Genomic DNA, 24,670 nt, shown 5'->3' with positions numbered 1-24,670 from the left:
AATGCCCCTTACGCGCCGACAGACAGCATGCAAGACGCTTGGCGCAGCGCGGGCAATATTCTAGAGACGCTGGCGATCAATGGCGTGTGCGACTGCGAAAGCGGCCCACGCATCCCGAACCTGATGAGGAATACCGATGAGCGTGGCAGTAGCTGAGGCAGCCGAGACGGGAATGGTGCGCGAACGCAAGGCCATGATCGAAAGCCAGCTGCGCGTGAGCGGGGTAAACGATCCGGCCGTGCTGGCCGCCTTTGCCGCCGTTGCGCGCGAGGATTTCGTGCCGGCAGACCGCCGCGCCCTGGCCTATATGGACCGCGCCGTGCCGCTGGGCGATGGCACCGTGCTGGCTCCGGCGCTCACCCACGGGCAGATGCTGATCGCCGCCGCACCGGTGGCGGGCGAACGCGCGCTGGTGGTGGGCAAGCCCGGCACCTATCTTGCCGCGCTGCTGCGCGAGCTGGGCCTGGTAGTGACGCTGGCCAGCCCGGCCGACGATCTTGCCGCGCTGGGCCAGTTCGCGCTGGTTCTGGTCGATGGCGCGATCGAAGTGGTGACCCCTGCCCTGGAAGCCGCCGTGGCCGACGATGGCCGCCTGGTTACCGGCCTGATCGAGCGCCGCGTGGCGCGCCTCGCCCTGGGCCGCAAGGCTGCCGGCCAGGTTGCGCTGGGCGCCCTGGGCGAGGCAGACTTTGCCGTGCTGCCCGAATTTGCCGCCCCCAAGGGCTGGAGCTTCTGAACCCCATGTCGCGACTGAGCCGGTGGCGCGCGGCGGTGGCGGCAGGCCCCTTGCTGGTCGCCGCGATCGCCACGAGCAGCGCCCCGGCCCAGGCAGATGACCTGCGCAGCGCGCTGACCGCCGCCTACCAGACCAACCCCGATCTGCAGGCCGCGCGCGATTCGCTGCGCGCGACCGACGAAAACGTGCCGATCGCGCGGGCAGCGGCCCTGCCCTCGCTGTCGGGCAGCGCCAGCTACAACGAGTATGTCGACAAGGGCGGCTCGTATTTCTCCACCAGCTATCCCGATCGGGTGGTCAACCTGGGCGCGAACGCCGGGGTGCCGCTGTACAATGGGGGCGCAGTCAAGAACGGCATCCGTGCGGCAAAGACGCGCGTAGAAGCCGGGCGCGCCTCGCTGCGCGGCACCGAATCGAGCGTGTTCACCAGCACTGTCACGGCCTATATGGACGTGATCCGCGATGCCGCGATCGTCGGCCTGCAAAAGAACAACGTGCAGGTTCTCGAGGTCAACCTTCAGGCCACCAGCGACCGCTTTGAAATCGGCGACGTGACCCGTACCGACGTGGCGCAGTCGCGCTCGCGCCTGGCCTTGGCGCGCGCCAGCCTGCGTTCGGCCGAAGCCAATCTGGTGGCCAGCCGCGAAACCTATGTGCGGATCATCGGCCATGCGCCGGGCACGCTGGAAGCGCCGCCGGCGCTGGCCGGCATGCCAGGTGGCGTCGAGGATGCGGTCGACTATGCGCTGGACAACAACCCCGACCTGCTGGCCGCGCGCGAGGCGAGCAAGGCCGCCGGGTTTGACGTGAAGGTGGCCGGCGCCAGCCGCCTGCCCACCATTGCGGCCAACGCATCGACCAATAACACCAACTATCTCAGCAGCTATCAGCCCGGCGTGCCCAATGCCTCGCGCAACATGGTAGCGGGGCTGACCGCGTCGATCCCGTTGTTCCAGGGCGGCGCGCCAGCGGCCCGCGTGCGCCAGGCGCAGGCCACCCAGGGCGCAACGATGGAGCAGGAAATCGGCACCGAGCGTGCGGTGATCGCCACGGTGCGTTCGGCCTGGTCGGCCTGGCTGGCAGCCAAGGAAGTGATCGGCCTCAACCAGACGGCGGTGGATGCGGCGGCGCTCAGCCTCGAGGGCGTGCGCGCGGAAAACACCGTGGGCAACCGCACCATCCTCAACATCCTCGATGCCGAGCAGGAACTGCTCAACGCCCAGGTGCAATTGGTCACCGCCAAGCGCAACGAATATGTCGCCGGCTTTGCCCTGCTTTCGGCGATGGGCAAGGCACAGGCGCGCGATCTCGGGCTCGACGGCGGGACGCTGTATGATCCCGTGGCCAACTATGAGCGGGTGCACCACCGCATCTGGGATTGGGACAGCGATCCCGCGCCGGTGGCCCGTGCCACCGCCACGGTTGACACCCCGGCCCAGGATGCGACAATCCCCGATCAGCCACTGCCCTGACCGCCGACGCCAGCCGCCGGTGATCGGGCACGAATATCTGTACAGCGTGGGCAACAGGAACGTGGGGGACAACAATGCGCCAGGCCGGTGAACCTTCGGTCGAGGAAATTCTCGAATCGATCAAGAAGGTGATCGCGCGCGATGTGCGCGGCGAAGCGGCGGCCACCCCGGCCCCGCGTGCGCCGATGTCTGCCGCGGCCGCTGCCGCCGCGATTGCCCCCGCGCTTCAGGCCCAGGCCGGGCGCGAGGGTACCGCTGCCCCGCGCACCACCGCCAGCAACCCGGCAATCAGCATGACTCGTGCTGCCAGTCCGGCCGACGTGCTCGACCTGACTGACGTGGCCGCGCAGATCATGGGCGAATATGGCAAGCCGGCGGCCGACCCCGGCACTGCGCCCGGTACCTGCGCCGAGGACGACGAGGACGAAGCCCTGGTGCCCCAGGAAGCGGCTGCATCGATGCGTGATTCGCTGGCGGCGCTGGCCATGCTGGCCCAGCCCGGCGCCCAGCCGCAGATCGTGCGTTCGGGCGAAACCTCGCTGGAAGGCATGGTGCGCGACATGCTGCGCCCGATGCTGGCGCAGTGGCTGGAACGCAACCTGCCGGTCATGGTGGAAAAGATGGTGGCGGCCGAAATCGCCCGCATCGCTGGCAAGCGCGGCTGATGGGCAAATCGGCCGAAAAGGAAATTGCCGAGGCGGAAAGCACGCTGGCCAAGCTGGGCGGCTTTGCCCCGCAGCGCCACATTTTCCTCTGCGCCGATTCCGACAAGGACAAGTGCTGCTCTGCCAAGGAAAGCGATGCGGCCTGGTCTTTCCTGAAAAAACGACTGGGCGAACTGAAACTGGGCGGCAAGCAGGGCGTGCTGCGCAGCAAGGTTGGCTGCCTGCGCGTGTGTGCGGCAGGGCCGGTCGCGGTCGTCTATCCCGATGGCGTATGGTATCATTCCTGCACCCCGCCGGTGCTGGAGCGGATCATCCAGGAGCACGTGATCGGCGGCGTGCCGGTGGCCGATTACCGGCTCAACCCACCGGCTTCCTAAGCAGACACGTCAGGCTCGACAGGCTCAAGGCGAACGGCCTTGCGAAAGGCTTCCGTTCGGGCTGAGCGTGTCAAAGCCCCTGCGCTTCTATCGAAGCATGGCCATCACGCTATGCCCGTCGCGGCGGGGAAACATCAGGGTCACCAGCGCCAGCACCACGCTGTTGAGGATCAGACCAACCAGCCCCGGGTTGATCCCGCCGGCTGAAATCCCCGCCAGCCGCATGCCAATGATCGCCAGCGCGGCCACGGCCATGCCGGCCAGCACGCCCCCTGCTCTTACCCGCCCGGTCCACAGCGCCGCGAGAAAGCCCGGCAGGGTCTGCACGATGCCGAAGTAGAACACGGTATTGAGCATGGCGAGCAGCGGCACCTGCGCCATGGCGCCGGCGGCCGACAGCGCGATGAACAATGCCGTTACCCCTTGCGCCCAGCGCTGCTGCGCGCGGCCGTCCAGGCCGGGCAACACGTTGCGGGTGAGCAGCGGCGCAATCGCCAGGCACACGCTGGACAGGATCACCATGCCCGCCAGCACCACGGCCGCCATGACCACGCCCAGCGCCCAGCCGGGCAGCAGATGCTGTGCGGCGGCCAGGAACACGAAATCGGGCTTGGCCACTGGCAGGTCCATGCGCCGGGCGAACACCGCCACGGCCATCAGCAAGGGAAACATCACCATGTAGAGCGGCGCGGCGGCCTGGGCGCGAACGATCGCCTGCGGCCCGCGCGCGGCAAACAGAAACGCCCAGTTCTGCGGGATCATGGCAAAGCCCAGCGCCTGCACCGCAATGGTGCTGAGCGCAAAGGGCAGGGTGACGGGCACTTGCGCAGCCATCGTGGCCGACGCCACTGGCGCGGCGGCGCCCGGCCAGTGCCGCAGGGCCAATGCCCCCACCAGCAGGATCGCGCCCAGCATCAGCGCATCCTTGAGCACGGCAACGAACGCCGCCGCGCGCAGCCCCGCCAGTGCCACATAGGCCATCACCACCATTCCGGCGCCGGCCAGCAGCAGCGGCATCGGCAGGCCCGGCGCCAGCGCGCCCAGAACCAGGCGGATGCCGGCGAACTGCATCGTTCCGATCGGCACCAGCAGGGCAATTGCGCCAAGCGCGATCACGCGTTCCAGCAGGCGGCTGTTGAAATGGGCCGCGAAGAAATCGGGAATCGTCACCGCGCCATAGAGGTTGCCCGCACGCCAGATCCACGGCCCCAGCACCGCCAGCACCGGCGCTGCCAGCAGGATATAGCCAAAGAACCACACCACGAAGCCTTCGCCACCGGCATAGACCCCGCCGGGAAAGCCCAGCATCGTGGCGATCGAATAGGTTTCCCCCACGCTCAGGAAAAAGAACAGGATCGCGCCCAGTTGCCCGCCCGCCACGAAAAAGGCGCGCGGCCCCTGCCCTGCCCCGCGCCGCGCCCACAGCGCGATCAGCAGCGACAGCGCCATGACCGCCACGAAAGCGGCAATCATGCCGGCACCGCGCGCTGGCGCCACCACAGCCAGGCACTGGTCGCCGGGGCACAGGCAAACAGCGCCCAGATGCGCAGGCCGATGCCAAGGCAGGTGGGGCCATCGGCCGGCACTGCCAGAACCGCCAGCAAGACCAGCAGCACCGGAATCGCCAGGGTGATCAGCGCGCGGGCCAAGGCCGTCATTCCGGCTTGAGGGCAGACCAGGTGGGCACGCCCCAGCCGGCCGGCGCCGTGGCGGCATGAACCCCGCGCGCAATGGCGCGGGCCAGGGTATCGGCCGCCACCGCGCCCACGCCCAGCACCGCCAGATCGCGCGGGCCGGTCACCGGGCGGCGCGCGGTGCACAGGGCAAAGACCACATCGCCATCAAACGGGGTGTGCACCGGGCGAATCGCGCGGGCGAGGCCATCCTGCGCCATGATCGCCACGCGCTTCATCTCGTCTGCCGTCAGATCAAGGTCAGTGGCGACGCAGGCGATCGTGGTGTTCTCGCGCGGGGCGGGCAGCTTGGTACCGCCCCATTCCTCTGGCCCGACACGCGCGGCGATCGGGCCAAGACCGCCGAATTCATCACCCATTTCAAAGGCGCCAGCCCAGAAATGGCGGGTACCCGGCACCACCGTGGCGCCCAGCGCATTGACCGCCACGATCGCCCCCACCGTGGTGCCATCACGCATCAGGGTGGAGGCCGAACCCAACCCGCCCTTGAGCGCGCCAGCCATCGCGCCATAGCCGGCGCCGCTGGTGCCCAGCGCGAAATCGGCGCCAGCAGCGGCCAGCGCGGCGATACCCAAGTTACGATAGGGTGGCTCGGTCCCCCAGCCCTTGGCCCCGCCGTTGCCCAGGTCATAGAGAATGGCAGCCGGCACGATCGGCGACACCGGCACGCCCTGTTGCGCCAGGCCGCCATAGCCGATGCCGCGCGCGCCCAGGTGCGCCGCCACGCCATCGGCGGCGGCCAGGCCCCACGACGATCCGCCCGACAGCACCACGGCATTGGCGGCGTGGACCAGGTTGTGGCTTTCCAGCGCGTCGCTTTCCCGCGTGCCCGGCCCGCCGCCGCGCACGTCGATCGCGGCGGTCACCAGCCCTTCGGCCAGGATGACCGTGGTGCCGGTGCGCACCGCCGCATCCTGGGCACAGCCCACAGTGATACCGGCCACATCGGTGATCAGGTTGCGCGGGCCCGTGCGGCCAGGCCGACGCGGGGCGGCACCAGCAGATGGCGGCGCCGCCTTTGCCCCAGCCCCGGCGCCCAGCGCGGCACCGGCGGCCATTCCCGTGGAAGCAAGCACTTGGCGGCGGTTCATGGTCGGCACTCCGGTCTGGGCAGGCGCGTCCAGTTGCCGCCTGTGCCGGCGGGCGGCAAGATGAATTTCAGGATTCGTCCCAGTGCGAGGTATCGAGCCGGTCCTCGATACTTTCATCGTGACCCGTGCCGCTCGACAGGAAGACCAGCCCCATGAGCGCGGCCATCAGCATCATGGTCATGCCGATGCCCAGCGAGGTGGCGATGTAGAGATGGATCGAAACCAGCCCCACGCCCATGTAGAGCCAGGCATCAACCGCCACGATGACCAGCAGCGTAGCCAGGCCCATCCAGCGCAGCAGCCAGCGATAGCGCGCCCAAGCGTGCGCCGCATTGTGCGGATCATCCAGTGGAGACTGGTTGGCCATCGTGTTTCTCCCGATGCCATTGCCTACAGGAAGGGCCTTGCCGCGCAACCGGAACATGTCATGATTGCCGTGGAGGCGGGACCAACTGCCCCAAGGGGAAGAGGAGCCAACCCATGACGATTGCGCGGTTGATTGCCGGGCGTTCCGGCGAAGTCTGGTCCATTCACGCACAGGACACGGTGGCTGACGCCATCGAGGTTCTGACCAGCCACAAGATCGGTGCCCTGCCGGTGCACGATGGCGAAAATGCCGTGGCCGGCATCTTTTCAGAAAGAGACGTGATTCGCGCGCTCACCGCCCATGGCGAGGATGCGCTGCGTCTGCCGGTCAGCGCGGTGATGACCGCACCGGTGGTCACCATCAGCCCGGAAACATCGGTGATGGAAGCCCTGGCGCTGATGACGCGGCGCCGGTTCCGCCACCTGCCCGTGCTGGAAGACGGGCGCATGGTGGGCTTCATCTCGATCGGCGACCTGGTGAAATACCGGCTCGACCGGATCGAGGCGGAAGCCGACGCGATGCGCGTCTATATCCAGTCGGTCTGACCAGCAGAAAGCCCCTCCCGCCTGCGGGAGGGGTTTGGGGAGGGCGTGTTCGCCCGGTCCCGCGATGTGACATCCCCTCCCCCGGCCCCTCCCGCAAGCGGGAGGGGGGATTTGGGAAGTGCCCTCCCGCTTGCGGGAGGCAGTGCTCAGCTGTCGGAAATGCCTTCGGCGCGGCGCGCTTCAAGCCAGGCCATGGCTTCGGCGTGCTGGGCCGCTTCGGAGGCAGCCTTGGACTGCGCTTCACGCTGTGCGCGCAGTTCCTCGATCAGGGCATCGCGATCCGAACCCAGGCGATCGGTAACCGCGCCTTCGTCTTCGGCCGGAACGCCGGCGCGCTTGGACGCCTTGCTCACCAGCATGTCCAGCTCGCGCTGCGAGCACAGGCCCAGGGTCACCGGATCCTTGGGATTGATGTTGGCGATGTTCCAGTGGCTGCGATCGCGAATCGCCGCGATAGTCGTGCGCGTGGTGCCGATCAGCTTGCCGATCTGCGCGTCGGAAATTTCCGGATGGTGACGCAGGATCCAGGCGATGCCGTCGGGCTTGTCCTGGCGCTTGGACACCGGGGTGTAGCGCGGGCCCTTGGTGCGGCTGACGGCAAGCGGCGCGCGCTGCATCTTGAGGCGGTATTCGGGATTTTCCTGGCCGCGATCGATTTCGGTCTGGCTCAGTTCGCCCGAATGCAGCGGGTTGCGCCCGGTGTACTTGGCACCGGCCAGATCGTCGGCCATGGCCTGCACTTCAAGGATATGCAGCCCGCAGAATTCGGCGATCTGTTCAAACGTCAGGGCCGTATTGTCGACAAGCCACGAAGCAGTGGCATGCGGCATCAGCGGATACGTGGGCTGGTTGCTCACGGCATGGTCCTCTTTTTATCGTGCGCGATTGGCTGGTGAAATAACAGGTCTGTGCGGCGCGGAAACAATAAGGGCCGCCCCTTCACGGAGCGGCCACTTGCCGGCAAAGATGTAAGCGAGCCCGGCCCAAACGGCAAGAGCAATCCGCGCCAGGCCCGATTTGCCTGGGTTGCGGGGCCGGAATCACCCCATCTTGAGTACGATCTTGCCGATATGGTGGCCCGCTTCCATGCGCGTGTGGGCAGCGGCCGCCTGCTCCATCGGAAAGGCCTGGTCCATGATCGGGCGCAGCTTGCCGGCTTCGACCAGGGGCCACACCGTCTGGGCGATTTCCTGCGTCAGCAGCGCCTTGAACGTGGCCGAACGCGCCCGCAGGGTAGAGCCGGTGAGCGTGAGGCGCCGGGACATGACCTGGGCCATGTTGATCTGCGCCTTGGCCCCGCCCTGCACGGCGATGGTCACGTGGCGGCCATCCTCGGCCAGGCATTGCAGATTGCGCGCCACATAATCGCCGGCGACCATGTCGAGCACCAGGTTGACGCCCTTGCCGCCGGTAATGTCCTTCACAGCCTCGACAAAATCGCTGGCTTTGTAGTCGATTGCATGATCGGCGCCGATCTCCAGCGCGGCACGGCACTTGTCGGCGCCGCCGCACGTCACGATCACCGTCAGGCCGAACAGCTTGCCGAGCATGATCGCCATGCTGCCAATGCCGCTGGTGCCGCCATGGACCAGGATCGTCTCACCCTCACAGGCCCAGCCGCGCTCGAACACGTTGTGCCACACGGTCAGCAGGGTTTCGGGCAGGGCTGCGGCGCAATCGAGCGGCAGCCCATCGGGCACCGGCAGGCACTGCGCCGCCGGGGCCAGGCAATACTGGGCATAGCCGCCGCCCGACACCAGCGCGCAGACGGCCTGGCCCAGAAGCGGCGCCGTCACGCCTTCGCCCAGGGCGACGACCTGGCCGGAAATTTCGAGGCCGGGAAGCGGCGAAGCACCCGGTGGCGGTGGATAGAGACCCTGGCGCTGAATCACATCGGGGCGGTTGACCCCGGCATAGGCCACCTTGACCAGCACCTCGCCCGGGCCGGGACGGGGCACCGGCAGGGATTCAGGCCGCAGCACCTCGGGCCCACCGTGCTCTGCAAATCCCACTGCCGTCATCGTCACCGGAAGATCCAGCATGCGCCGCCCCATGTTTTGACGTCATATCTGCGTCAACCGCATCCCCTAGCCATGGGACAGGTTGACAGCAAGCGTTTGCCGTCCAACATTGTGCACTGCGATGGACGTCGAAGACCTTCCGCGCCGCAAGGGCGACCTGGCCAGCCAACTGGCCGCAGAACCGCTCGATGCGCTGTCGGTGGACGAACTGACGGCGCGCATCGCGCTGCTGGAGGCCGAGATCGCCCGCACCACCCGCCATCGTGATCGCGCCGGCCATACCCGGGCAGCGGCCGAGGCACTGTTCGGCGCGGCCCGGCCCCCGGCGCCACCGCCCAATTCCGGCGAAACCGGACGATGACCGCCGCCGCCCTTCACCTTGCCGGGCGGCATCCCCATATAGGGTTTCATACCCCTCCAACGCGCCCGGGTATCGGTCGCCGGCTTCCGCTCGTGCGGCGCCGGGCCGCTTGCCCGGCAACGATATCGACGATTGAAGCATCCGTGGCGACCGCCCAACCTGGTTCGGCGGCGGTTAACCACCCCCATGCTTTCCTCCCGCAAGGGAACCATCCCGTGGCGGAATACTTCCGTCATGGCCAAGAGTGAGCCCCAGAAAGCGAGCCTATGCCCAGTTTCGCCCAGAGCCTCGAAAAGACGTTGCACAGCGCCCTGGCCAATGCCTCGGAGCGCAGCCATGAATACGCGACGCTCGAACATCTCCTGCTTGCCCTGATCGACGATGCAGACGCGGCGCAGGTGATGCAGGCCTGCGGCGTGGATCTTGGCGATCTGGGCGACGTGGTACGCCAGTACCTCGACCAGGAATACCAGTCGCTCAAGACCGCGGAAAAGGCCGATCCCCAGCCGACCGCCGGGTTCCAGCGCGTGATCCAGCGCGCGATCCTGCATGTCCAGTCTTCGGGCAAGGATACCGTCACCGGCGCCAACGTGCTGGTCGCGCTGTTCTCCGAACGCGATTCCTATGCCGTCTATTTCCTCCAGCAGCAGGACATGAGCCGCCTGGATGCCGTCAGCTACATCAGCCACGGCATCGGCAAGGGCGGCCGCCAGGTCAATTCCGGTTCGGCCAAGCCGAACGAGGAAGAAACCCCCAAGCAGGAAGAAAAGGCCGATGCCAAGGGCGGCAACAAGAAGGATTCCGCGCTCGACCAGTTCTGCGTCAACCTCAACGACAAGGCGCTGCTGGGCAAGGTCGATCCGCTGATCGGCCGTGGCCCGGAAGTGGACCGCACGATCCAGATCCTCTGCCGCCGGTCCAAGAACAACCCGCTCTATGTGGGTGATCCGGGCGTGGGCAAGACCGCCATCGCCGAAGGCCTGGCGCGCAAGATCGTCGAAGGCGAAGTGCCCGAAGTGCTGACCAAGGCGGTGATCTATTCGCTCGACATGGGCAGCCTGCTGGCCGGCACGCGCTATCGCGGTGACTTCGAGGAACGTCTCAAGCAGGTCGTTTCCGAACTGGAAAAGATGCCGCACGCGATCCTGTTCATCGACGAGATCCACACCGTGATCGGCGCTGGTGCTACCAGCGGCGGCGCGATGGATGCATCGAACCTGTTGAAGCCCGCGCTTTCGGGCGGGACGATCCGCTGCATCGGCTCGACCACCTACAAGGAGTTCCGCAACCACTTCGAAAAGGACCGCGCCCTGCTGCGCCGGTTCCAGAAGATCGACGTGAACGAACCGAGCGTGGAAGACACCATCAAGATCCTGAAAGGTCTGCGCACCGCGTTCGAGGAACACCACAAGGTCAAGTACACGCCCGAGGCGATCAAGACCGCGGTGGAACTTTCGGCGCGCTACATCAACGACCGCAAGCTGCCCGACAAGGCGATCGACGTGATCGACGAAGTGGGCGCGATGCAGATGCTGGTGCCGCCGTCCAAGCGCAAGAAGACGATCACCGCGCGCGAGATCGAGGCCGTGATCGCGACGATGGCGCGCATCCCGCCCAAGTCGGTCAGCAGCGACGACAAGAAGGTGCTGGAACACCTGGAGCGTGACCTCAAGCGCCTGGTGTTCGGCCAGGACAAGGCGATCGAAGTGCTGTCGAGCGCCATGAAGCTGAGCCGCGCCGGCCTGCGCGATCCCGACAAGCCGATCGGTTCGTTCCTGTTCTCCGGCCCCACCGGCGTGGGCAAGACCGAAGTGGCCCGCAGCCTGGCCCAGATCATGGGTATTCCGCTGCAGCGCTTCGACATGTCGGAATACATGGAACGCCATTCGGTCAGCCGCCTGATCGGTGCCCCTCCGGGCTATGTCGGGTTCGACCAGGGTGGCCTGCTGACCGATGCCATCGACCAGCAGCCGCATTGCGTGCTGCTGCTCGACGAAATCGAAAAGGCGCACCCCGACCTGTTCAACATCCTGTTGCAGGTGATGGACAATGGCCGCCTGACCGATCACCACGGCAAGACCGTCGATTTCCGCAACGTGGTCCTGATCATGACCACCAACGCGGGCGCATCGGACATGGCCAAGCAGGGCATCGGGTTCGGCGACGTGTCAAAGCAGGACGCCGGCGACGAAGCGGTGAAGAACCTGTTCACGCCGGAATTCCGCAACCGCCTCGATGCCATCGTGCCGTTCGGCTATCTGCCGCCCGAAGTTGTCAGCCGCGTGGTCGACAAGTTCGTGCTGCAGCTGGAACTCCAGCTGGCCGAGCAGAACGTGCACATCCAGTTCGACAGCGACGCGCGCGCCTGGCTGGCCAAGCGCGGCTATGACCGGCTCTATGGTGCCCGGCCCATGGCCCGCCTGATCCAGGAAAAGGTCAAGAAGCCGCTGGCCGAGGAGCTGCTGTTCGGCAAGCTGGCCAATGGCGGGGAAGTGCATGTCAGCCTCAAGGATGATGCGCTGAACTTTGAACTGACCCCGGCCGCGCCCAAGCTGGTCAAGAAGAAGGCCAGCAAGCGCAAGGCGAGCGACACCGCGAGCGAGCCCAACGCCGATGAGGCCTGAGCCGGGTTAAACCGACAATGACAGAAAGGGCGGGAAGCACAGCGCTTCCCGCCCTTTTTTCATGCGTGCCTGGGGTTGGCTGGCTGGCTCAATCCTGCCCGGCGGCGGGCGGCGCCTCGCCCCGGGCGGCGTCGGCCCAGCGCTCCACGGTATCGACCACGGCGTTGAGGCCCAGATGGCCGGCCTTGTCGTGCCAGGCATCGGCCGCCATCACGATTGGCGCGGTGATGTCGTTGGGCGGCAGCTGATCGGCCCAGTTGGCGATGGCGTGAGAATTGAACAGGACCAGTGCCAGGCTGCTGCTGATCAGCACGCCCCAGGCCCAGCGCCAGCCGTCCTGCAGCGTGGCATCGTGTTCCTGCGCCAGATCGATGGGGGATTCGCCCCAGGGCAGGCCATCTTCCGTGCTGCTCTTGTCCATCAGGCCACCTTCAGAACTGGAAATAGATGAACGGGGCAATGCCCCCGCCGCGCAAGCCTTCGATGACCAGCAGCACCAGCGTGCCGATCAGCCCCACCGCCCAGCCCGGCATGACCGCCAGCGCCCGGGCGGAGCGCTGCACCCCGTCGCGCGGGCCGAAATGGCAGGCCATGCCCAGCGCCATGAGCGCCAGAATCCAGACGCTGGCGAGCGGCGCGCCGCCGCCATGGCCCGCTGCCATGCCGCGCAGAAAGGCAATGGCGCCGGAAAACTCGCTGCAGCGGAAGAATATCCAGCCCAGCGCCACGATGTGGAAGGTGATCACCGTGCCAGCCCAGGCCGGCAGCGTGGGCCAGGTTGCGGGCCGCGCGCGCTGCCACAACCGCTCTGCCACCAGCACGCCGCCGTGCAGCGCGCCCCAGATCACGAAATTCCAGCTGGCACCGTGCCACAGCCCACCCAGCACCATGGTGCCGAACAGCGCCAGGCAGGTGCGCCACAGCGCCTGGCGCGAGCCGCCAAAGGCGCCGATATAGAGGTAGTCACGCAGCCAGCTCGACAGGCTGATATGCCAGCGCCGCCAGAAATCCTGCAACGAGACGGCGCGGTAGGGCTGATCGAAATTGCGCGGGAAACGGAAGCCGAGCAAGCCAGCCAGGCCAATCGCCATATCCGTATAGGCCGAAAAATCGCAATAGATCTGAACCGCATAGCCATAGGCGGCGAGCACCAATTCCAGGCTGGAATGGCCCGCCGGATCGGCAAAGACCGGATCGACCAGGTGCACCGAGATATCGTTGGCGATGACCGCCTTCTTGACCGTACCCCACAGGATCAGGATCAGGCAGGCCATCGCCTCTTGCCGGCCCAGGCGCGGGGGGTGGCGCAACTGCGGCAAAAGATGGCTGGGCCGCACGATCGGGCCTGCCACCAGATGGGGAAAGAAGCTCATCAGCAAGGTAAGATCGAGCAGCCGCGCCGGCCGCGTGCGGCCGTTGTAGACATCGATCACATAGCTCAACCCCTGGAAGGTAAAGAACGAGATGCCGACCGGCAGGATGATCGCCTGCGCCAGCGGCATACCCGCCAGATCGGCCAGGAAGCCGGCATACTTGAACCAGCCCAGCACGCCCAGGTTGCCCAGGATCGCCAGCCACAGCCACGCCAGCCGTGGCCCGCGCCCGGCTGCGATGATCCGCGCAAACAGCCAGTTCCACCCCGAACTGGCAATCAGCAGCGCCACGAATCGCGCGTCCCACAGGCCATAGAACAGCCAGGACGCCAGCAGCAGCATGATCACGCGCCAATCGCGCGCGCGGGCCATCAGGCGGTTGAGCGCAAAGACCGCCAGGAAGAAGACGTGAAACCCAAGCGTGGGAAAGAGCATGGCCGCGCCGCAGTCGTCAGCGGGGACGCGGCGGCGGGGGCAGGGTGCTGGCCGCAGCAAACAGGTCTGCCGCGAGGCCCCCGCCGATCAGGCGCCCGCCATCGCGCGTGAAATGCACGTGATCGCCGCGCTGCAGTCCTTGCGCCACCCAGGCCATGGTCGTGCACGGGCCGCCCATGGCGCCCTGCCAATCCCAAAAGCCCAGGCCCAGCGCCGTGGCCAACCGCTTTTCCAGCGTGCGCATCTGCGCCAGGTGCCCCGGCACGGCCCAGCCAGCACCGCAATCGCGGGTTTCGGGCAGGGCGGGCAGGGCCACGATCGCCCGGCTGCTGGCGGCATCGGGTGGCCCGACCAGCAGGATCGGCACATCGGCCCCGGCCATGCGCCGGACCCGCGCCACCGCGCTGCGCAGCACTGCTTCGGTTTCGGCCAGGCCCAGTGCCGGATCGAATCCTTCGTTGGTGCCGAATGCCAGGATCACCAGATCGGGCCGGGCCGCGGCGAGTTCGGCCCCGGCAACGGTATCGTCTGCCCGCGCCAGATGCATCGCCCGCGCGCCCACCACGCCGAGGTTGGCCACGATCGCGCCGGGCGTGCCGGTGCGGGTTTCCCACGCCGTCAGACTGACCGGGCGGGTATCGAGCGTGGCCACGGTAGCCTGGGTGACCGGCACTGCAGAGGTGCGCACAAAGCACATCGCGCCCGGCGCCTGCGCGGAAAAGCTGATCGGCTCGGCCGGCACGCCATCGAACGTGACCGTCACCGCGCCTGCTTCCGGCCCGGTCAACCCGCACAGGGTAAAGCGGGTGAAGCGCGTGGCCGGGCCATCGGCGGTCAGGCTCATCGTCGCGGCGGGCATGGTGGTGGTCTGGGTGAAACCGGAAAAGCCCAGCAGCGCGCCCATGGCCGTGCGTTGCGGGCCGAACAGGGCATTGCCCTGCCAATCGGCGGTTTGCCGCGCGGTGACGCCCCAGGTGAGATAGCCCTGGTAGGGCTTGCCCGCCGGCATCATGCCGCGCCCGCCATTGCCCAGCCGCGCCTGCAGCGCAGCGCGCAGGCCCTGGCTGATCATGTCGCCGGCGGTATGGCTATCGCCGATCTGCACGACGGACAGCACCCCACCCGGCGCACCAGTGGCCAGCTTGGCCAGAAACGGCGCCAGTGCGGCAGCATTGGACAGTTGCCCCGGCACGGCCGCAGTGATCGCCGGTGCGGGCGGAGCAGGCACCGGGGCGCCCGGCAGTGTGAGATCGACCGGTGCGCCGGTCTGCGCAACAGCGGCCGCCGGCAACAGCGCCGCCGTGGCCCAGGCCGCAAGGGCCAACTGCGTGCGGGCAAACGCGCGGGTGATCATGAACGTTTTCCGCTGGCTGGTGAGGCGCCGGCACTCGATTTCGACGGGCTGGCCGAGGGTGTCGGCGCAGGCGTGATCGGCTTGGCATCAGCCGGCGCCTTGGCCGGGGCTGTGGGCAAGTCTGTGGGTGATGCGGTGGACTTGTGTGTGGGCAAGTCTGTTGGCAACCCTGTGGGCTTGCTGGGGACATCCGGCCCTGCTGCGTTGGCAGCAGGCCGCTTTGAACGCTTGGGCGCCGGGGCATGGCTGGCGGACGCCGCCGGCGCTGTGTCATTGCTTACGGCTTGGGTTGTGGGCTTGGCCGCTGGCGGCGCCAGCAGGGCCAGGATCGGCTGCACCACCGGCCGGCTGATCACTTCATATCCATGAAAAGTCATGTGCTTGCCGTCGTTGGCGCGGGCGAGATAGTCCTTGCCGGTGGCCGGATCGATCAGGCGCAGGGCAAAATGGCCCTGGCGATCCTGGCTCACCGGCACGGCATTGGCAAAGGGCACGCCCAGGCGGCAGGTGACCTTGGCATAGAAGCGGTTCATGGCCTGGATATCGCGATCGTATGTTGCATCGCGCATGCGCGGCAGGCCCACCCAGCCCACCGCCACGCCGCGCTGCTGCAGCATCCGCACCAGCGCGGTCATCCGGCCTTCGATCGTTTCCTGCCAGGCCGGGGTCATATAGGCGGCGGCGTGGCCGTTGACGAACAGGCCCTGGGTATCGTTGGCCCCGATGCTGATCAGCGCCACGTCGATCGGCTGGCCAGCCACGCGGTCCTTGGCGTCCTGCAACAGATCGCGCGTGCGATAGCGGGTAAAGCCAGTGCCTTCGTGGCTGAATTGGTGAACCTTTACATCGGGATACTTGCGAAACGCCTGGTCGGTCGCAGCCCACAGGCCATCACCGAACGAATCGCCGAACACGCCGATGTGCAGCGGTCGGTGCGCCGCCAGCGCTTCGGCCACGCGCGCGCTCTTGGGAAACGTGCCGCTGCAACCCGGGGCCAGGCTGGGGGCAAGGGCCGGCCCGGCGGCGGCAAGGGAGGCAGGCGTGCCATCCGCGGGCGCGGTATCGGCCAGCGGCGCGCCAGCATCCCAGCCCGGCAGCGCCTGCCACGGCTTGCCCCCGGTGCGGAACGAGAGGCCCAGCACGGTGCCCACGGCAATGCCGATGAACAGGACCGCCCCGCGGTCCAGCACCATGATCCATCTGCGCTTGCCCAAGAAAACCGTCCTGCCTTTCTACCGCCCGCTCCCTATGGAGGGCAGCCAAGGGCGTCAACGGCTTCGCGGTAATCAGACAGCTGCCTTGCGATCACCGAACCTCGGATGAATGAAGGGCGGCGGGCGCAATCGGCCGCAGCGCCATCAGCGCATTGAGCCGGGCACGATAGGCGGCCAGTTGCGCCGGATCGACCGTGCGCGGGCGCATGATCATGCTGAACGAGCCGGGATCGACCACCTGGCCGCCGCGATAGAGTTCATAGTGCAGGTGCGGGCCGGTCGACAGGCCGGTGGAGCCGACATAGCCGATCACCTGCCCCCGCACGACATGGGTGCCAGGCGCCACGGCAATGCGGCTCATGTGGCCATAGCCGGTGCCGATGCCACCCCCGTGATCGAGGCGCACATATTCGCCATGCCCGCCATGCCAGCCGGCAAAGGTGACCGTACCGTCGCTGACCGCATGGATCGGCGCGCCCCAGGCCGCCCCGAAATCGATGCCGGCGTGCAGGCGCACGTACCCCAGGATGGGATGGCGGCGCCAGCCAAAGCCCGAGGTGATATGTCCATCCACCGGCGCGGCCAGCGCGCCGGCCGATGTGCTGGCGGCCATCGTGCCCTTCATTGCCTCGGGGCTCATGAATTCGCCCTGGTTGCCCCAGCGCAGCAATTGCGCGCGTTGCTGCGATCCCCGGCGCACCCCGGCATAGAGCAGATCACCCATCTGCCCCTGGCCATCGGCGGCGCGCTTGTAGGCCACCACCAGGTCGAATTCGTCCGTGGGAGCGATGTCTTCGAACGGCAGCACGGTATCGATCGTGCGCAGATAGTCCTGCACCGCCTGCGGGCTGGCCCCGGCGGCGCGGGCAGAACGATAGAGACTGCTGCCGACGATCCCGGTCAAACGCATCGGGGTGGTATCGACCGGAATCGCGCGCTGGTGCAGCGCCAGGCCGCCGCCCTGGCGCACGATATCGATGGCAAGGTCAAACCGCGCCCGCACGCTGAGCTTTTCCAGCGGGCGCGGATCGAACGGGCTGGCATGGGCGCCCAGCGTCATCGCAAAGCGCGTGCCGGGCAGCAGTTGTTCGGGCGGCAGGGCGCGGGTGATCAGGCCCGCCACTTGCGCGGCATCGCTGCCGGCCAGGCCCGAGCGTTGCAGCATGCGGGCCAGACTGTCATTTTCGCCCAGCGTGGCGGTCAGCGCAATGGTCGCGCGTTCGGGCGCGGCGGCGAGGTGGATCACCCGCGCGGTAGCGGCAAAGTGGCGGCCGTTGCTGGCGCCCTGGGCCAGCGGACGAATGCCTTGCGCGGCAAATTCCTGCGCCATGCCATCATCGAGCGCCTGCAGCGGCGCCGCCTGGAGCGGGGCGAAACTGGGCCATAGCGCCAGCGCGGCAGCGGCCAGCGTGGCACAGGTGGCCGCCCCATGCAGCCAGCGGCGGCTGCCAATATCCTGGGCCAGATCGTGCACATGCAGCCAGCGCGCAGCCGCGCGCTCGATGCGCACGCACGCACCCAGCCAGCGGCGGGCAAACGGGTGGGGCGACTGGCGCCAATCAGGCGCACCGGGCAGGGGCGTACCGGGCAGGGCAGGGGTAACGATCGGGGCGCGGCGCGTGCCAAAGCCGCCAGGCACGGTGCTGCGCGCAAAGCCGCCGCCACCCAGGCCAGCGGCGCCGATGCCCTTGCCAAAGCTGCCGAAACTGTCGCTGGGCCCGTGCACGCCCGTGTGATTCCCTTGTCCAGGCCCATCCGGGCAAAACCCCTGCCTTCTCCCTGCCTCACCAGGGTTAACAGCCCGTAAAGTGGTGGGGCGGGGCTTGCGGATAGGCGCGGAACGCCGCAATCTGGAGCAACGAAGGGGGAAATCGAGCAATGTCGGAACCGGCCCTTGCGGTTGGCCAGGATGGCCACACGCATGAAACTGCCTGCCTCAACTGCGCCACGCCGCTGCTGGGCAGCCACTGCCATGCCTGCGGCCAGGCGGCGCATGTCCACCGCACGCTAGGGGCGTTTTTCCACGACCTTCTCCACGGGGTTTTCCACTTCGAAGGGCGCATCTGGCACACCTTGCCGATGCTCGCCTGGCGCCCGGGCGAACTGACCCGGCGCTATATCGATGGGCAGCGGGTGCGCTTCGTCTCGCCCCTGGCGCTGTTCCTGTTCAGCGTGTTCCTGATGTTTGCGGTGTTCCACCAGATCAGCGGCGAATGGCACTGGAACCCCAGCGCGGCCGACAATGGCAAGAGCCTGGCCCAGGGCAAGGCCGAGGCGCAAAGCAAGCTGGCCAAGCTGGAAGCGCAGCGCGCGCAGTTGCAGGCGCAGCACCAGAGCACCGAGGCGATCGACGATCAGATCGACACGCAGAAAACCTCGCTCGACATCCTGGAAAACATGGCGCCCTCGGCACCGGGCAGCGGTACCCCGCGCGTGAGCAGCGACATTCCCGTGCTGGCCCATGTGCTCGAGGCCTTTCGCACCAATCCGGGCCTGGCGCTCTACAAGCTGCAATCCTACGCCTATAAATACAGCTGGGCGCTGATCCCGATATCGGTGCCGATGCTGTGGCTGCTGTTCCCGTTCAGCCGGCGCTTTCAGCTTTACGATCACACCGTGTTCGTCACTTTTTCGCTGGCGTTCATGACGCTGTTTTCCGTGGTGCTGATGATTGCCAACCGCATCGGCCTGCCTGGTGTGGCGCTGGCCACGCTGATCGTGCCGCCGCTGCATATCTATCGCCAGGTGCGCGGCACCTATGGCTGCGGTCGGGCAGGGGCGCTGTGGCGCACCGCAGCGCTGCTGGTCTTTGCGATGATCGCCCTGCTGCTGTTTGCCGGGGTTATTCTGGCGCAGACCAGCGCAGAGTAACGCTGTTCCACGTGAAACGCCGCGACGCAGCACACGCTGCTGATCGGCGACCGCAGGGAGATCTTTTGCCGTGCCGATCCTGTTCCTGGCCGATCTGCCGGCCCCGGCCATGGCCACCTGGACCAGCGCCCTTGCCGCCGCGCTGCCCGACGACACTATCGTGGCCTGGACCGGCGCGGATGACACCCAGCCGCCATCAGCGCTCCTGGCCGATATCAGCGTCGCCGTGGTCGCCAATCCACCGCCGGGACTGCTGGCGCGGTTGCCGGCACTGCGCCTGGTGCAAAGCGCCTGGGCCGGCGTCGATGGCCTGCTGGCCGATCCGACGCTGCCACCGGTCACGCTCGCCAGGCTGATCGATCCACAGCTGGCGGCCGACATGGCCGAGGCGGTGCTGGGCCATGTACTGATGCTGCATCGCCAGGTGCCCGCCTATCGCGCGCAACAGGCCGCCGCCTGCTGGCAACCGCTGGCCCAGCCGCGCCTGGCAGAACGCCGCGTGACCATCTTGGGCATGGGCGAAATGGGCCAGGCAAGCGCGGCCCTGCTGGCGCGCACCGGCTTTCCCGTGACGGGATGGAGCCGCAGCGGGCGGGGCGCTGCCGATGGCACGATCCCCATGGTGAGTGGCGCCGATGGTCTGGCCACGGCGTTGGCGCAGGCCGATATCCTGGTCAACCTGCTGCCGTTGACGGCACAGACCCACCGCCTGCTTGATCGCGCCGCACTCGCCCGCCTGCCACGCGGGGCGGGCCTGATCAACGTCGGGCGCGGTGCCCACGTGGTAACTGCCGATCTTATCGCTGCGCTCGACAGCGGGCAGGTGGGCCATGCTGTGCTCGACGTGTTCCCGCAAGAACCGCTGCCGCAGCACGATCCGCTGTGGCACCATCCCGGCGTGACCATCACGCCCCACGTGGCCGCACCCACTGATCCCCATTCAGCCGCGCGCGCGATTGCCGCCAACATCGCGCGCTGGCACGCTGGGCAGCCGCTGGCCGGAGTGGTGGACCGCGCGGCTGGATACTAATAGGCTGCGCCCCCATGGATCGGATGGATCATGCGCGCCGCCGTTTTGCCGTGGCCCTGGCGGCGATGGCCGGCTTTGTCGATGCCGTGGGCTTTCTCTCGGCCGATGGCTATTTCGTCTCGTTCATGTCGGGCAACACTACCCGGCTGGGCGTGGCGCTGGGCACCGATGTGCCCCGCGCGCTGGTGCCGGCGCTGCTGATCACCGGCTTTGTGGTGGGGGTAACCCTGGGCGCGCTGGTGGCGCTCAAGGCCGGGGCCAGGCGCAAGCCGGCGGTGCTGGGCCTGGTCACGCTGTGTTTGCTCGAAGCGGCGCTGGCGCGGGTGCTGGGCCAGCACGGCGCCATGCTGGCCGGGCTGGTGCTGGCGATGGGTGCGCTCAACAACACGTTCCTGCGCGATGGCGAAGTGGCCGTGGGATTGACGTACATGACCGGCGCCCTGGTCAAGCTGGGCCAGGGCCTGGCGCGCCAGCTTGCCGGCGTGAGCGGGGGCGGCGAATGGCGACCGTGGGCGCTGCTCTGGTCAGGGCTGCTCGCCGGGGCCGTGGTCGGCGCCTTTTTGCAGGACCGCCTGCCGCTGGGCTGCCTGTGGATCAGCGCCAGCTGGGCCGCGATCATGGCCGGCGTGGCATTCAGGCTTCCGGCGGAATCCTGAGCAGCTTTTCGCGCGAAGTTGCGCCGCGCAACAGATCGACGTGGCTCGCCGCCACGCCCAGCGCCTGGGCCACCAAGCCGATCACGGCAGCGGTCGCCTTGCCATCCTCGGGCTTGGCCCGCACTTTCACCAGCACGCGGCCGTCTTCGATCGCCACGCCTTCGGCCCGCGCACCGGGCGTGACGCGCACCGCCAGGCGGTGTTCGCCATCGGCCAGCGCGCGCAAGGCTGCGGCGGGCGGCAGATCAGGCTTGGGCCGTGCCATTGAGCGCCTCGGCCACGGCGGCGGCATGGGCCTGGCCGTTTTCGACATAGTGCGCCACGCCGTGCTGCATGTCGGCCAGCGCTTCATCGCTCAACTCGCGCATGAAGGCAGCAGGGCGCCCGCTCCACAGCTGGCGCGCGGGGATGCGCTTGCCCGGCGTCAGCATGGCGCCCGCCGCCAGCATGGCATCGCTTTCGATCACCGCGCCATCCATCACGATGGTGCCCAGGCCCACGAACGCGCGATCGTGCAGCGTGCAGCCGTGGACCATCGCCATGTGGCCAATCAGCACGTCCTCGCCAATCAGTGTGGGAAAGCCTTCCGGACGCCCCGGCTTGGGGCTGTCGCAATGGATCACCGTGCCATCCTGCACATTGCTGCGCGCGCCGATCACCACGCGGTTGACGTCAGCCCGGATCACGCAGTTGTACCAGATCGATACCCCTTCCGCGATGGTGACGTCACCCACGATGCGGCATCCCGGCGCAATGAATGCGCTGGGGTGGATCTGCGGCGTCTTGCCATGCAGCGGCAGGATGGTGACATCGGCGCGGCTGGTCATGCCGCTCACCGGTTGAGCAGCCGCGCGGCATGCGCGGCATGATAGGTCAGCACGCCGGAACAGCCCGCCCGCTTGAACGCCAGCAGCGTTTCCAGCACCAGCGCATCGCGTTCCCCCGCGCCGGCGGCCACGGCCGCCTCGATCATCGCGTATTCGCCGCTGACCTGATAGGCAAAGACCGGCACGCCGAATGCCTCTTTCACACGCACGGCAATGTCGAGATAGGGCAGCCCGGGCTTGACCATCACGCTGTCCGCGCCCTCGGCCAGGTCCAGCTCCACCTCGCGCAGGGCTTCCTCGGCGTTGCCCGGGTCCATCTGGTAGGTCTTCTTGTCCCCCTTGAGCAGCCCACGCGAGCCCACGGCATCGCGGAACGGGCCGTAAAAGGCCGAAGCATATTTGGCGGCATAGGACATGATCTGCACATTGGCGTGGCCGGCGCCTTCCAGCGCATCGCGGATAACGCCGATGCGGCCGTCCATCATGTCGGACGGGGCGATGATATCGGCGCCGGCCGCCGCTTGGTTGAGGCTTTGCCCCACCAGCACTTCGACCGTGGCGTCATTCTCGACATAGCCGGCATGGTTCACCAGGCCATCCTGGCCATGGGTGGTATAGGGATCGAGTGCCACGTCAGTCAGAATGCCGATGGCATCGCCACAGGCGTCGCGGATCGCGCGGATCGCGCGGCACATCAGGTTGTCGGGGTTGAGCGCCTCGCGCCCGTCGTCGCTACGCCGCTCGGCCTGGGTATTGGGGAACAAGGCCAGGCAGGGAATGCCCAGGTCCACCGCTTCACGCGCCCGCGCCACCATGCCGTCGACCGACCAGCGCGACACGCCCGGCAGCGAGGCGATCGGCTGTTCCACGCCGGTGCCTTCAGTCACGAACAGCGGCCAGATCAGATCGGCCGGGGTGATCAGCACCTCGCGGTGCAGGGCGCGGCTCCAGGCGGTGGCACGGGTGCGGCGCAGGCGGGCTTGGGGATAGCTGGCGATCATGCCACCTGTGCTAGGCCCAAGGGCGAACGCGGGCAACGGGGCAGTTTGTCCTGCCGTCAGGCTTCGTTAGTGGAAAGCGTGCCACATTCGGCCACGCCATAGGCACGCACCGTGGTGGGCATAATGCGATAATCCGGCCGGCGCGCGGCATAGAGACGATGACGCGCGATGCGGGCAATGCTGACCCGATCGCCCTGGTTGCCGCCCAGCACGTGATAGGCGGCCTCGTCCTGCGCCACGCACAGGCCGACATGGCCACCACCCGACCGCTGGAACACCAGCACGTCACCCATCATCGGCTGCGCCACGGCGCTGCCAAACCGCGCCCAGTTGAGCGCCCATAGCGGATTGGCCGGCAATGGCTTGCCCGCGCGCTGCGCCACCAGGGCCATGAACAGGCCGCACCAGGCCGTGCTGTCGGCACGATAGGCGCGCGCCACATCGCCGCCGATTTCGGCAGCCCACGCCAGGATGACAGGATTGCTGGCCGGGCCCGCCTGCTCGGCCGTATCGATCAGCGCCAAGCCTTCGCGCAGCATACGGGGCAGGGGTTGCAGGGCGGCAAGCCAGCGATAGGCCGGGGGCAGGGAGGGCATAGGGAAACCTCGCATCGGCGTGGCTCCCACTGGCCCGCCACGCGCTTTCCTGCGCCCGCCCCGGCACCAGTTGAATCGTTGCGGGTGGCCTTGCGCCTTGGCGCAAGCACCCGGCACATGAACGCAACATGATTGACACAGAGCGCCGCAGCGGCCAACGGGGGCGCCTTCGTTCAGCCGACCAGCCGGGGGGAGGGGCCATTTCGGGTCCGGGGCCTTGGCTGGTGGCGAGACGTGGGGAAGCCCGCACGCGCTTTTCGATTTGGGTTTTTATTGCGCGTGTGACTTGGCGACCTTGCGCCCGTGTGATGCCTTGGAATGTCTAAAAGTGCCTTCGGCAAAATAGCTTGTGTCTTTTCCGCAGTGGCCGTTCTGGCTGCCCTGCAAATGTCCGCACCCGCCGTTGCGGCCAACCAGCCTCTTTCCCAGCCCGCGATTACGCTGCCCGCCCTGGCGCCTGACACCGCCCAGCCGGCCGAGGCCGAATCGCCCGCTGATGCCGCCGCCGCAGCGCCGGCAAGCCTGCAATCCGCCATCGATGCGCCGTCCACCGTGGACCAGGCCCAGGTGGAATGCATGGCCAAGGTCATTATTCACGAAGCCGGCAACCAGCCCCGCCTGGGTCGCGCCGCTGTTGCCCAGGTGATCCGTGCGCGAACCCAGGATTCGCGCTTTGCCACCAAGCCATGCGCCGTGGTGCGCCAGCCTGGTCAGTTCTTCAACGTCGACGCCTATAACCCGCCGCGCGATACCGACCAGTGGCGCGAAGCCGTCGCCATCGCCACGCAGGTATTGAACGGCGAAGGCGACAATCCGGTTCCCGGCGCGCTGTTCTTTCATGCCGCCAGCAGCCCGATGAAGGGCCGCACCAAGGTGGGCCGCATCGAAGGTCATGTGTTCTATCGGTAAGCCGCGGCTTTGCCGGAACGCAAAAAAGGCCGGCGTGGGTGCGCCGGCCTTTTTTGTGCGTGGCTGCAAATGCGCCGTCAGCCGCCCGAATTCATCGGCATCTGCGTCTGCGAGCGTTCGATCAGGCGCTGGTTCTGCTGGCGCTGCTCTTCCCAATCGCTCTTGCGCATGCAGACCTTCTTGGACCGCAGCAGCGATCCGGTCTCGGCAAAGCGTTCGCAGATCATCGGATCGGCGTCCTTGGCCGGCTTGGCCGCAGCAGCAGGCGTGACCGCCGGCGCAGCAGCGGCAGCCGGAACGGGGGCGGCCGGGGCCGATTGCGGAGCAGACGTCGTGCTGGACTGCGCAGCGCTGGCCAGCAACAGCGGCGCGGCAAGGGCAATAGACAGGAACATGGGCCAAATCCCTCAGTTACGGGGCATTTATTGCATGGCATGACAATGCCCCCAAC

At 67.6% G+C, this 24,670-nt stretch carries 27 protein-coding genes; 11 read left to right on the top strand and 16 right to left on the bottom strand.

The window, feature by feature from the left end; translation table 11 throughout:
- Window positions 1-136: 136 nt before the first annotated feature.
- The 4 genes from IP65_RS10600 to IP65_RS10585 all read left to right on the top strand — a co-directional run bounded on the left by IP65_RS10600 (window position 137) and on the right by IP65_RS10585 (window position 3,250).
- Complete coding sequence (locus IP65_RS10600) at window positions 137-736, top strand: protein-L-isoaspartate O-methyltransferase (RefSeq protein ID WP_054131697.1); 600 nt, start codon at window positions 137-139, stop codon at window positions 734-736.
- 5 nt (window positions 737-741) lie between these two features.
- Window positions 742-2,208, top strand: a complete 1,467-nt coding sequence (locus IP65_RS10595; protein ID WP_054131696.1) for a TolC family outer membrane protein — start codon at window positions 742-744, stop codon at window positions 2,206-2,208.
- 74 nt (window positions 2,209-2,282) lie between these two features.
- A complete protein-coding gene (locus IP65_RS10590; protein WP_054131695.1) occupies window positions 2,283-2,873 on the top strand; it encodes a DUF2497 domain-containing protein in 591 nt (196 codons plus the stop codon).
- Window positions 2,873-3,250 (top strand): ferredoxin, encoded by a 378-nt coding sequence (locus tag IP65_RS10585; protein ID WP_054131694.1) that lies wholly within the window; start codon window positions 2,873-2,875, stop codon window positions 3,248-3,250. The genes IP65_RS10590 and IP65_RS10585 overlap by 1 nt, the downstream gene beginning before the upstream one ends.
- 87 nt (window positions 3,251-3,337) lie before the next feature.
- Here IP65_RS10585 and IP65_RS10580 read toward each other — a convergent pair whose 3' ends face one another.
- The 4 genes from IP65_RS10580 to IP65_RS10565 form a co-directional block, all read right to left on the bottom strand.
- Window positions 3,338-4,723, bottom strand: coding sequence for a sodium:solute symporter (locus IP65_RS10580; protein WP_171794924.1), 1,386 nt, complete (start codon window positions 4,721-4,723; stop codon window positions 3,338-3,340).
- The gene (locus IP65_RS21685; RefSeq protein WP_054131692.1) at window positions 4,720-4,908 is read right to left on the bottom strand and encodes a hypothetical protein; all 189 of its coding nucleotides are present in this window, start codon (window positions 4,906-4,908) and stop codon (window positions 4,720-4,722) included. The genes IP65_RS10580 and IP65_RS21685 overlap by 4 nt, the downstream gene beginning before the upstream one ends.
- The gene (locus IP65_RS10570; RefSeq protein ID WP_054131691.1) at window positions 4,905-6,035 is read right to left on the bottom strand and encodes a P1 family peptidase; all 1,131 of its coding nucleotides are present in this window, start codon (window positions 6,033-6,035) and stop codon (window positions 4,905-4,907) included. The genes IP65_RS21685 and IP65_RS10570 overlap by 4 nt, the downstream gene beginning before the upstream one ends.
- A 67-nt stretch (window positions 6,036-6,102) precedes the next feature.
- Window positions 6,103-6,402, bottom strand: a complete 300-nt coding sequence (locus tag IP65_RS10565) for a hypothetical protein (RefSeq protein WP_028657579.1) — start codon at window positions 6,400-6,402, stop codon at window positions 6,103-6,105.
- Window positions 6,403-6,515: 113 nt separating this feature from the next.
- Between IP65_RS10565 and IP65_RS10560 the strand changes: the two genes are divergently transcribed.
- Window positions 6,516-6,947 (top strand): CBS domain-containing protein, encoded by a 432-nt coding sequence (locus IP65_RS10560; protein ID WP_022675247.1) that lies wholly within the window; start codon window positions 6,516-6,518, stop codon window positions 6,945-6,947.
- Window positions 6,948-7,093: 146 nt separating this feature from the next.
- Here IP65_RS10560 and IP65_RS10555 read toward each other — a convergent pair whose 3' ends face one another.
- Together IP65_RS10555 and IP65_RS10550 are read right to left on the bottom strand one after the other, a co-directional pair.
- Complete coding sequence (locus tag IP65_RS10555) at window positions 7,094-7,804, bottom strand: DUF1013 domain-containing protein (RefSeq protein WP_022675246.1); 711 nt, start codon at window positions 7,802-7,804, stop codon at window positions 7,094-7,096.
- A gap of 183 nt (window positions 7,805-7,987) precedes the next feature.
- Entirely contained in the window at window positions 7,988-8,989 is a 1,002-nt protein-coding gene (locus tag IP65_RS10550; protein WP_082350081.1) for an NAD(P)H-quinone oxidoreductase, read from the bottom strand.
- Between the two features lie 100 nt (window positions 8,990-9,089).
- Between IP65_RS10550 and IP65_RS10545 the strand changes: the two genes are divergently transcribed.
- Window positions 9,090-9,329, top strand: a complete 240-nt coding sequence (locus IP65_RS10545; protein WP_022675244.1) for a DUF1192 domain-containing protein — start codon at window positions 9,090-9,092, stop codon at window positions 9,327-9,329.
- A 266-nt stretch (window positions 9,330-9,595) separates the two neighbouring features.
- Window positions 9,596-11,953 carry an ATP-dependent Clp protease ATP-binding subunit ClpA gene (clpA, locus tag IP65_RS10540; protein WP_054131689.1) on the top strand — a complete coding sequence of 786 codons (2,358 nt, stop codon included), beginning with the start codon at window positions 9,596-9,598 and terminating at the stop codon, window positions 11,951-11,953.
- Between the two features lie 88 nt (window positions 11,954-12,041).
- Here the strand turns inward: clpA and IP65_RS10535 are convergent, their stop codons facing one another.
- The 5 genes from IP65_RS10535 to IP65_RS10515 form a co-directional block, all read right to left on the bottom strand.
- Entirely contained in the window at window positions 12,042-12,374 is a 333-nt protein-coding gene (locus tag IP65_RS10535) for a hypothetical protein (RefSeq protein WP_054131688.1), read from the bottom strand.
- A gap of 10 nt (window positions 12,375-12,384) precedes the next feature.
- Window positions 12,385-13,761, bottom strand: a complete 1,377-nt coding sequence (locus IP65_RS10530; protein ID WP_054131687.1) for an MBOAT family protein — start codon at window positions 13,759-13,761, stop codon at window positions 12,385-12,387.
- Between the two features lie 16 nt (window positions 13,762-13,777).
- A complete protein-coding gene (locus tag IP65_RS10525) occupies window positions 13,778-15,115 on the bottom strand; it encodes a GDSL-type esterase/lipase family protein (protein WP_054131686.1) in 1,338 nt (445 codons plus the stop codon).
- Window positions 15,112-16,329, bottom strand: a complete 1,218-nt coding sequence (locus IP65_RS10520) for a GDSL-type esterase/lipase family protein (protein WP_156306523.1) — start codon at window positions 16,327-16,329, stop codon at window positions 15,112-15,114. The genes IP65_RS10525 and IP65_RS10520 overlap by 4 nt, the downstream gene beginning before the upstream one ends.
- Window positions 16,330-16,420: 91 nt before the next feature.
- Entirely contained in the window at window positions 16,421-18,055 is a 1,635-nt protein-coding gene (locus tag IP65_RS10515) for a M23 family metallopeptidase (protein ID WP_054131684.1), read from the bottom strand.
- 152 nt (window positions 18,056-18,207) lie between these two features.
- Here IP65_RS10515 and IP65_RS10510 point away from each other — a divergent pair, with 152 nt between their 5' ends.
- The 3 genes from IP65_RS10510 (at window position 18,208) to IP65_RS10500 (ending at window position 20,886) form a co-directional block, all read left to right on the top strand.
- Window positions 18,208-19,200, top strand: coding sequence for a DUF3667 domain-containing protein (locus tag IP65_RS10510; RefSeq protein WP_054131683.1), 993 nt, complete (start codon window positions 18,208-18,210; stop codon window positions 19,198-19,200).
- Window positions 19,201-19,270: 70 nt separating this feature from the next.
- Entirely contained in the window at window positions 19,271-20,230 is a 960-nt protein-coding gene (locus IP65_RS10505) for a glyoxylate/hydroxypyruvate reductase A (RefSeq protein ID WP_197279247.1), read from the top strand.
- Between the two features lie 14 nt (window positions 20,231-20,244).
- Window positions 20,245-20,886: a YoaK family protein gene (locus tag IP65_RS10500; protein ID WP_054131682.1), complete on the top strand. Its 642-nt coding sequence runs from the start codon at window positions 20,245-20,247 to the stop codon at window positions 20,884-20,886.
- On the opposite strand, the gene IP65_RS10495 is transcribed toward IP65_RS10500, so the two are convergent.
- The 4 genes from IP65_RS10495 to IP65_RS10480 are packed head-to-tail and all read right to left on the bottom strand — an operon-like array spanning window position 20,864 to window position 23,310.
- Window positions 20,864-21,151 (bottom strand): DUF167 domain-containing protein, encoded by a 288-nt coding sequence (locus tag IP65_RS10495; RefSeq protein WP_054131681.1) that lies wholly within the window; start codon window positions 21,149-21,151, stop codon window positions 20,864-20,866. The genes IP65_RS10500 and IP65_RS10495 overlap by 23 nt on opposite strands.
- Window positions 21,132-21,713 carry a gamma carbonic anhydrase family protein gene (locus tag IP65_RS10490; protein ID WP_022678453.1) on the bottom strand — a complete coding sequence of 194 codons (582 nt, stop codon included), beginning with the start codon at window positions 21,711-21,713 and terminating at the stop codon, window positions 21,132-21,134. The genes IP65_RS10495 and IP65_RS10490 overlap by 20 nt, the downstream gene beginning before the upstream one ends.
- Before the next feature lie 5 nt (window positions 21,714-21,718).
- A complete protein-coding gene (hemB, locus tag IP65_RS10485) occupies window positions 21,719-22,714 on the bottom strand; it encodes a porphobilinogen synthase (protein WP_054131680.1) in 996 nt (331 codons plus the stop codon).
- A gap of 56 nt (window positions 22,715-22,770) precedes the next feature.
- Window positions 22,771-23,310, bottom strand: coding sequence for a TIGR02594 family protein (locus IP65_RS10480; protein ID WP_054131679.1), 540 nt, complete (start codon window positions 23,308-23,310; stop codon window positions 22,771-22,773).
- A 387-nt stretch (window positions 23,311-23,697) separates the two neighbouring features.
- Here IP65_RS10480 and IP65_RS10475 point away from each other — a divergent pair, with 387 nt between their 5' ends.
- Window positions 23,698-24,219, top strand: coding sequence for a cell wall hydrolase (locus IP65_RS10475; RefSeq protein ID WP_171794925.1), 522 nt, complete (start codon window positions 23,698-23,700; stop codon window positions 24,217-24,219).
- A gap of 77 nt (window positions 24,220-24,296) precedes the next feature.
- Here the strand turns inward: IP65_RS10475 and IP65_RS10470 are convergent, their stop codons facing one another.
- Complete coding sequence (locus IP65_RS10470) at window positions 24,297-24,614, bottom strand: hypothetical protein (RefSeq protein WP_022678449.1); 318 nt, start codon at window positions 24,612-24,614, stop codon at window positions 24,297-24,299.
- Window positions 24,615-24,670: the final 56 nt, after the last annotated feature.

Origin of the sequence: Novosphingobium sp. AAP1 (assembly GCF_001295765.1) — a bacterium.
GTDB lineage: Bacteria > Pseudomonadota > Alphaproteobacteria > Sphingomonadales > Sphingomonadaceae > Novosphingobium > Novosphingobium capsulatum.
Note: the sequence above shows the minus strand (reverse complement) of the source record. Positions and strands in the feature narration are given on the sequence as shown.

What these genes read in the sequence shown, in the direction of transcription:
- IP65_RS10600 (WP_054131697.1), top strand. Translation starts at nt 137, where the DNA reads ATGAGCGTGGCAGTAGCTGAGGCAGCCGAGACGGGAATGGTGCGCGAA.
- IP65_RS10595 (WP_054131696.1), top strand. Translation starts at nt 742, where the DNA reads ATGTCGCGACTGAGCCGGTGGCGCGCGGCGGTGGCGGCAGGCCCCTTG.
- IP65_RS10590 (WP_054131695.1), top strand. Translation starts at nt 2,283, where the DNA reads ATGCGCCAGGCCGGTGAACCTTCGGTCGAGGAAATTCTCGAATCGATC.
- IP65_RS10585 (WP_054131694.1), top strand. Translation starts at nt 2,873, where the DNA reads ATGGGCAAATCGGCCGAAAAGGAAATTGCCGAGGCGGAAAGCACGCTG.
- IP65_RS10580 (WP_171794924.1), bottom strand. Translation starts at nt 4,723, where the DNA reads ATGATTGCCGCTTTCGTGGCGGTCATGGCGCTGTCGCTGCTGATCGCG.
- IP65_RS21685 (WP_054131692.1), bottom strand. Translation starts at nt 4,908, where the DNA reads ATGACGGCCTTGGCCCGCGCGCTGATCACCCTGGCGATTCCGGTGCTG.
- IP65_RS10570 (WP_054131691.1), bottom strand. Translation starts at nt 6,035, where the DNA reads ATGAACCGCCGCCAAGTGCTTGCTTCCACGGGAATGGCCGCCGGTGCC.
- IP65_RS10565 (WP_028657579.1), bottom strand. Translation starts at nt 6,402, where the DNA reads ATGGCCAACCAGTCTCCACTGGATGATCCGCACAATGCGGCGCACGCT.
- IP65_RS10560 (WP_022675247.1), top strand. Translation starts at nt 6,516, where the DNA reads ATGACGATTGCGCGGTTGATTGCCGGGCGTTCCGGCGAAGTCTGGTCC.
- IP65_RS10550 (WP_082350081.1), bottom strand. Translation starts at nt 8,989, where the DNA reads ATGCTGGATCTTCCGGTGACGATGACGGCAGTGGGATTTGCAGAGCAC.
- IP65_RS10545 (WP_022675244.1), top strand. Translation starts at nt 9,090, where the DNA reads ATGGACGTCGAAGACCTTCCGCGCCGCAAGGGCGACCTGGCCAGCCAA.
- clpA (WP_054131689.1), top strand. Translation starts at nt 9,596, where the DNA reads ATGCCCAGTTTCGCCCAGAGCCTCGAAAAGACGTTGCACAGCGCCCTG.
- IP65_RS10535 (WP_054131688.1), bottom strand. Translation starts at nt 12,374, where the DNA reads ATGGACAAGAGCAGCACGGAAGATGGCCTGCCCTGGGGCGAATCCCCC.
- IP65_RS10530 (WP_054131687.1), bottom strand. Translation starts at nt 13,761, where the DNA reads ATGCTCTTTCCCACGCTTGGGTTTCACGTCTTCTTCCTGGCGGTCTTT.
- IP65_RS10525 (WP_054131686.1), bottom strand. Translation starts at nt 15,115, where the DNA reads ATGATCACCCGCGCGTTTGCCCGCACGCAGTTGGCCCTTGCGGCCTGG.
- IP65_RS10510 (WP_054131683.1), top strand. Translation starts at nt 18,208, where the DNA reads ATGTCGGAACCGGCCCTTGCGGTTGGCCAGGATGGCCACACGCATGAA.
- IP65_RS10500 (WP_054131682.1), top strand. Translation starts at nt 20,245, where the DNA reads ATGGATCGGATGGATCATGCGCGCCGCCGTTTTGCCGTGGCCCTGGCG.
- IP65_RS10495 (WP_054131681.1), bottom strand. Translation starts at nt 21,151, where the DNA reads ATGGCACGGCCCAAGCCTGATCTGCCGCCCGCCGCAGCCTTGCGCGCG.
- IP65_RS10490 (WP_022678453.1), bottom strand. Translation starts at nt 21,713, where the DNA reads ATGACCAGCCGCGCCGATGTCACCATCCTGCCGCTGCATGGCAAGACG.
- hemB (WP_054131680.1), bottom strand. Translation starts at nt 22,714, where the DNA reads ATGATCGCCAGCTATCCCCAAGCCCGCCTGCGCCGCACCCGTGCCACC.
- IP65_RS10480 (WP_054131679.1), bottom strand. Translation starts at nt 23,310, where the DNA reads ATGCCCTCCCTGCCCCCGGCCTATCGCTGGCTTGCCGCCCTGCAACCC.
- IP65_RS10475 (WP_171794925.1), top strand. Translation starts at nt 23,698, where the DNA reads ATGTCCGCACCCGCCGTTGCGGCCAACCAGCCTCTTTCCCAGCCCGCG.
- IP65_RS10470 (WP_022678449.1), bottom strand. Translation starts at nt 24,614, where the DNA reads ATGTTCCTGTCTATTGCCCTTGCCGCGCCGCTGTTGCTGGCCAGCGCT.